This is a genomic window from Haladaptatus sp. (assembly GCF_049589095.1).
In the GTDB taxonomy this organism is placed as follows: domain Archaea; phylum Halobacteriota; class Halobacteria; order Halobacteriales; family Haladaptataceae; genus Haladaptatus.
In genome coordinates this window covers 1-5,608 of record NZ_JBAWAC010000537.1, presented here as the reverse complement: position 1 = coordinate 5,608, position 5,608 = coordinate 1, and the positions used below count along the sequence as shown (strand labels likewise).

Genomic DNA, 5,608 nt, shown 5'->3' with positions numbered 1-5,608 from the left:
CTGCAGTTTCCGTCACGCACGACCAAGAGGAAGCGCTGAGCATCTCCGACCGCGTCGCCGTGATGAACGACGGCAGGATCGAACAAGTTGGCCGTCCGGGTGACGTCTTCGAGGACCCGGAATCGCGGTTCGTGGCGTCCTTCCTCGGGCAGGCCGGGTTCCTCTCCGCACACGTCGGGGGGACCGGCATCGAAACAAAGATCGCCACGTTCGACCACGACCTTCTCCGCGGGGCCACCGACCAGTACGTCGGCGCGACCATCGACGTGCTCGTCCGGCCGGACGACCTACGCGCGACTCCCGCGAACGAGAATCACGCCAATGGGACGATCACGAAACGCCAGTACACCGGGCCGTCGTTCGTGTATCACGTCACGCTGAACAACGGCGACGAGGTTCGCTGTATGCACAACCACGCCGAGCGCTTCGCGGTCGGCGAACCGGTTTCGGTCGAACTCGTCGCGGACCACGCGCTCGCGTGGTATCCGACCGAGTAGATGACGCAGGCAGCACGGTCCCGAATACTGGCACTCGCGCTCGCCGCCGCGGGCGGCGGAGTCGCGCTCGTTCTCGCGTTCGGTCTCTTTCCGTACCACACCATCAACCACGACGAAGCCGTCTACCTCGAACAAGCCAATCTCATTTTGCATGGACAACTCCTCCTGCATCCGCCAGTTGCGAACGCCTTCCGTCCGTGGTTTTTCGTCTCGTCTTCGCAGGGTCTCTATGCGAAGTACGCGCCGTATCCCGCCGTGCTCTATGCCGCTGGGATGGCGGTCGGAATCCCCCGACTCGCACTCGGTGCCGTCGGCGCGGCCGTCGTCGGTCTCACATATCTCGTCGGAAACGAGGTTGCCGACCGCCGGACCGGGTTGCTCGCCGCCGGATTCGTTCTCGTCTCGCCGCTGTTCGTCGTGGATACGGCCACGTTCCTCCCATACGCGCCCGTCGCCGCGCTAAACCTCGGATTCGCCTACGCGTACTTCCGTAGCGAACGAACTGCGGAGTTGCGGTGGGCGCTGCTGGCGGGCGCACTGATCGGGCTCTCCTTTTTCGCGCGACCCTACACGGCCGTGTTGTTCGCCGCGCCGTTCGTGGTGCACGCGCTCTGGACACTGCGCCGGACACCCACACGGGAGGTAATCGATCTCCGCGCCGGAACCGCCGGACTCGGCAGTCTCGGGGTCGCTCTCGCACTGTTCTACAACTGGTCGATGACCGGCAACCTGCTCGTCTTTCCGTATCAAGCCTTCGCGCCGCGCGACGGTCTCGGGTTCGGCTACCACATGCTCCGCGGCTACGGCCACAACTACACGCCGAGCATTGCCCTTCGCTCCAACGCCGTCGTCGTCTGGCGATTCGCCTCGCGCTGGGTGGCCGGAGGTCTCCTCGGAAGCGCAATGGCCGCCGTCGGTCTCGTTCACGTTCTCGGACGTGTGCGAAGGGCACGAGAAGGCGAGCGTTTGGAAGGAGAAGGGGAGCATCGGAATTCCGACACTCGCTACCTCGTACTCGCCGGATTGTACCCGAGTGTCATCCTCGGAAACGTCTACTTCTGGGGGAACTTGAACCTCCTCGCGCCCGACCTCGACCCGACACAGGGATTGGTCCACTACCTCGGCCCGTACTATCATTTCGCCCTGCTCGTGCCGACCGCGGTGTTTGCCGCGGTCGGCGTCCAGTGGTTCGGGGACTGGATTCGGCCCCGTCTCGACGGCTTCGATTCCCGTGCGACCGTGGCCGTTGTACTGGTCGTTTGCCTGCTCACCACGGCGGCGATCGGGGGCGCGCTAGCTGGCCCAATCGTGCGCAACGCCGACAACACGGCTCAGTACGGGCAGGGGTACGCCCCCTTCCGGAACGACGGCCCACCCGCGAACAGCGTCGTCTTCCTCCCGACGACGTACGGAAAGTGGCTCAATCATCCGTTCCAATCGCTTCGAAACGGTCCCGAATTCGACGCGAACACGGTGTACGCCATCGACGGCGTGAACTCGCTCGACGTGGCGTCGGCCTACCCGAACCGAACCTACTACCGCTACGAGTTCCGGGGGACGTGGGTGCCGACGGACGACACACCCGTCCACCCGGCACTCCGGCGCGTCCGCGTCACTTCGGGAACACCCATCACGGAGAAACTCACGGTTCGAATTCCGCGAGGAGCGGACTTCGCTTCCCTCCGGGTCGCCACGGGGGAGGGACACGCCTACTACGACCTGAACGCCTCGTCCGGAGTTCATACCATTACGCTCGTCGTGAACGAGACGGACGTCACCGTGAGCGGGCGGGGCGTCAACCCTGCGAACGCGAGCACGAATGGACCGGTGACGGTTCCAGTGAACGCGAGCGACGACGTGACCGCGACCGTCTACGTCGAAACCGCACCGAGTGTCGGATTCAGCTACGGCTCACGACTGCCCGTCGGTCTCCAAAACGGAACGCGGCGCGCACTCACGCCGTACCTCGAAGCGTGTACGGACCCGCAGACCTGCGGCAGCGGTGCGGCCTACCTCCCCGGACGCGTCCCCGACCAGTATTCGATAACTGCGACGCTACAAGGTGGCCCACGGAATCAATCGTCGTAGTCGTTCCTCGGTGCAGACGCGGAGGATCGATCCGGCGATTTCCGCGCCGCCAGAGAACGGATCGAGCGTCGTTTCGCCGCGGCGCTCGGCGTAGTCGATGGGAACTTCACGAACGTCGTACCCCCGCATCGCGGGGCGAAGCAGGAGTTCCGCGGACAACCCCGTGTTCTCTGTCCAGTCGATATCGACGAGTTCGTCGCGGCGATAGGCGCGCATTCCCGTCGTCACGTCGTGAAGCCGCCGTCCGGAGAGGACGGATGCACCGAGCGCGAATGCGGCGTTTCCGAACCGGTTGACGGCTGGCATGGTGTCCGCACCGTGGTAGAGACGGTCGCCGCTCACGACATCGTAGCCTTCGTTGATGTAATCGAGAAAGTCCGGAATACGGTCCATCGGGTAGGTGTCGTCACAGTCGGTGGTGACGACGACCGGACGGCTCGCGGCCGAGAGCGCCGTCGAGAGGGCAATTCCGTATCCGCGCGGCGGTTGTTCGATCACGCGTGCGCCGCGTTCGCGGGCGATTTCAGCGGTGGCGTCGTTGGAGGAATCCACGACGATTACCTCGGCACGGTCGTGGGTCGCCGCCCCGATGGCGTCGAGGACGTGGGCGATGGCGTCCGCCTCGTTGTAGGCACCCATCACGACGCTCACGTCGCCGAAATCGTACTCGCTCATCGATTCAAGCGAGCGCTCGACGGTATTTCAGGGTTGCTAAAACTGCGTTTCCTGTTTTCAGAACGCGTCGAGCACGACGAACGAGAGGTACAGTTGGCCGAGACCGGCCAGGATCATCAACCCGCCCGCGGCGCGTTCGAGCGTGTAGGAGTACTTCCCCAGTTCCCGCCACCAATCGACGCCCGCCGCCATCAGCAGCGTCACGCCGCTCAGCGGGACGACGACGCCCAAAGCGTAGCTTCCGAACGAGAGGACGCGGCCCGTGAGCGGGAGCGTCAACGTCTGTGTGACGACGCCGAGGAAGACAGGTGCCACGCAACCGGCGGCGGCCAGCGCGTACCCGCCGCCGAAGAGGACGAACCCGGTGGTGGATGCGGGTCGTTCCGGCAGCGGGACGCGAATCGTCGGTTGCTTGCCGACGAGCACGAGCACTCCAACGATGAGGAGGACGACCCCGGCGAGGGGTTCGAACCACTGGAGATACCGGACGAGTTCACCACCGGCGGCGATAACGGCGATACCGACGACGCCGAGCGTGACGAGCGCCCCGAGCGCGGCACCCATGGCCGGAAGGAGCACCGACGAAACGGACTCCTCGTCGCGGTGTTGGAGGTAGTAGCCGATGTACCCGGGAAGCAACGGAAACGCACACGGAGCGAAAAATGTCGCGATTCCCGCGCTCGCCGCAAAAGCAATCGTCGGAAGGAGTGTCGAGGAACTCATCTCATCTACCCTATTTACTCTGTTTCTTTGCCGCCTCGATTTTTGAGCGCAGCGTATCGATGCTCGTCACACCGCGATCCGACCAGATGATGGTTCCGTCCGCATCCGCAACCGCGAGGAACGGGAGACCGCCCGCGTTCAACGAAGACATGACCTCGCTGTCCGGATCGAGACCGAGCGTCCACTGACCATCGTGTTTCTTCCACCACGAGCGAACGTCACCCTTCGTCAGCGTCCCGCCGATTCGCTCGTTCGTTATCGAGACGAACCGGACGTCGTCACCGTACTCGTCGTGTACTTTCGTGAGCGCCCGCATCTGCTTTGCACACGGCGAACACCACGTCGCAAAGAGGTCGATAACGGTGACGGTATCCGAAACCGGAACCTGTACCGACCCGGATTGGGAACCCGGTGCACGCATCGTCGTGACCTGCCTCGGCAACCCGCCGTCGTTGCCCGAAAGGCCGTTCAGCGCGACCCACGCACTGCCGCCGGTAATGCCGAGCCCCGCGATTCCGGTGAGGAGACGCCGTCGGTTCATCCTCGGACTTTTTCGAGATCGTCGATAATCTGTTTCTGCGGCGGATTCTGTCCACGGTACGATCGCTCGACGTAGCCCTTTTCGTTGGCCAACAGGACGAGCGCGGAGTGGGTGAACATGTAATTGTCCTTCGATTTCTTGTGATTCTTTTCGAAGTGAACGCCGAAGTCGTCCGTGACGATGGTCCTCGCCCGTTTCTCCGACTGCGGACGAAGGAAGTGCCAGTCGTCGATGGACTGATCGATGTTCATCTGCTTCGAATATTTCTTCAATCGTTGGGCATCGTCACGCCGTGGGTCGAACGAAATCGGCAGGAAGGAGACGTCCGAGGCGTATCCGTTCTGCTGTGCGTGTGTCTGGACGTTTCTGAGCGTCGAGACGAGCACGGGACAAATCGTCTTACAGTGCGTATAGATGAACGTGATGAGGCTCGGTTTGTTCACATCACGGAGCGATATTTTCTGGTCTTCGAGCGGTGCCGGAATCGTCAAATCGGGGATTTGCTGATTCCACGCGGGGTACGGAAGCTTCGAAACGTCGTAATTCACGTCTGGTTTGCTCATCGTGACGTTCGGATGCGAGTCACCGCCGAACGACCCCAAACAGCCAGCCGCTGTGACCGCGATTCCTGTCGCCGAAAGTGAACGGAGATAGCCCCGTCGGTTCATAACCGAGGTTTGTAACCGGAGTATGAAAGGCAATCTGGTTCAATCATCGAAGGCCGAGCGATGAGCGTTCGAAATCGTCCCGGAGAAATCACGTATCGCAGTAGAACCGCATGAGAGCGACTGAATCGTCGGCACAGGCCATCGGAGTTCAGTACGTATCCGGTTCGTTGATGACGTCATCGAACTCGTGTGCCCCCGCCGTTGCGAGATACTGGGATATCGTTTCCTCCTCCCCGGACTCGTCCAACCGAATAGGAATATCGGTCTGCTGTGGTTCGGTAATCGTCGGTTCTCCGGTGATGGACTCGAACAGCGACGCGAAATGCTCGGTTCGTTCGGTTCGGTTCATCACGATCAGTCCTCCATCCCGAACCCAAAGCCGGTGTGTGATTTGGGTCCCTCGTGCTGTGAGATGT

7 protein-coding genes are annotated in these 5,608 nt (G+C 62.4%); 2 read left to right on the top strand and 5 right to left on the bottom strand.

Annotation, left to right across the window (positions count from 1 at the left end):
• A partial coding sequence (locus tag WBV42_RS16795; protein WP_423987043.1) for a TOBE domain-containing protein occupies positions 1-497 on the top strand: 497 nt, incomplete at its 5' end.
• The gene (locus WBV42_RS16790; protein ID WP_423987042.1) at positions 498-2,585 is read left to right on the top strand and encodes a glycosyltransferase family 39 protein; all 2,088 of its coding nucleotides are present in this window, start codon (positions 498-500) and stop codon (positions 2,583-2,585) included.
• Here WBV42_RS16790 and WBV42_RS16785 read toward each other — a convergent pair.
• The 5 genes from WBV42_RS16785 to WBV42_RS16765 form a co-directional block, all read right to left on the bottom strand.
• Positions 2,553-3,260 (bottom strand): dolichyl-phosphate hexose transferase, encoded by a 708-nt coding sequence (locus WBV42_RS16785; protein ID WP_423987041.1) that lies wholly within the window; start codon positions 3,258-3,260, stop codon positions 2,553-2,555. The two genes, WBV42_RS16790 and WBV42_RS16785, sit on opposite strands and share 33 nt — an antisense overlap.
• A gap of 57 nt (positions 3,261-3,317) precedes the next feature.
• Positions 3,318-3,983 (bottom strand): cytochrome c biogenesis CcdA family protein, encoded by a 666-nt coding sequence (locus WBV42_RS16780; protein WP_423987040.1) that lies wholly within the window; start codon positions 3,981-3,983, stop codon positions 3,318-3,320.
• Positions 3,984-3,993: 10 nt separating this feature from the next.
• Positions 3,994-4,524, bottom strand: a complete 531-nt coding sequence (locus tag WBV42_RS16775) for a TlpA family protein disulfide reductase (RefSeq protein ID WP_423987039.1) — start codon at positions 4,522-4,524, stop codon at positions 3,994-3,996.
• Positions 4,521-5,192 carry an SCO family protein gene (locus WBV42_RS16770; RefSeq protein ID WP_423987038.1) on the bottom strand — a complete coding sequence of 224 codons (672 nt, stop codon included), beginning with the start codon at positions 5,190-5,192 and terminating at the stop codon, positions 4,521-4,523. The genes WBV42_RS16775 and WBV42_RS16770 overlap by 4 nt, the downstream gene beginning before the upstream one ends.
• A gap of 148 nt (positions 5,193-5,340) precedes the next feature.
• Positions 5,341-5,608, bottom strand: a 268-nt coding sequence (locus WBV42_RS16765; RefSeq protein ID WP_423987037.1) for a hypothetical protein, incomplete at its 5' end; no start/stop codon positions are given.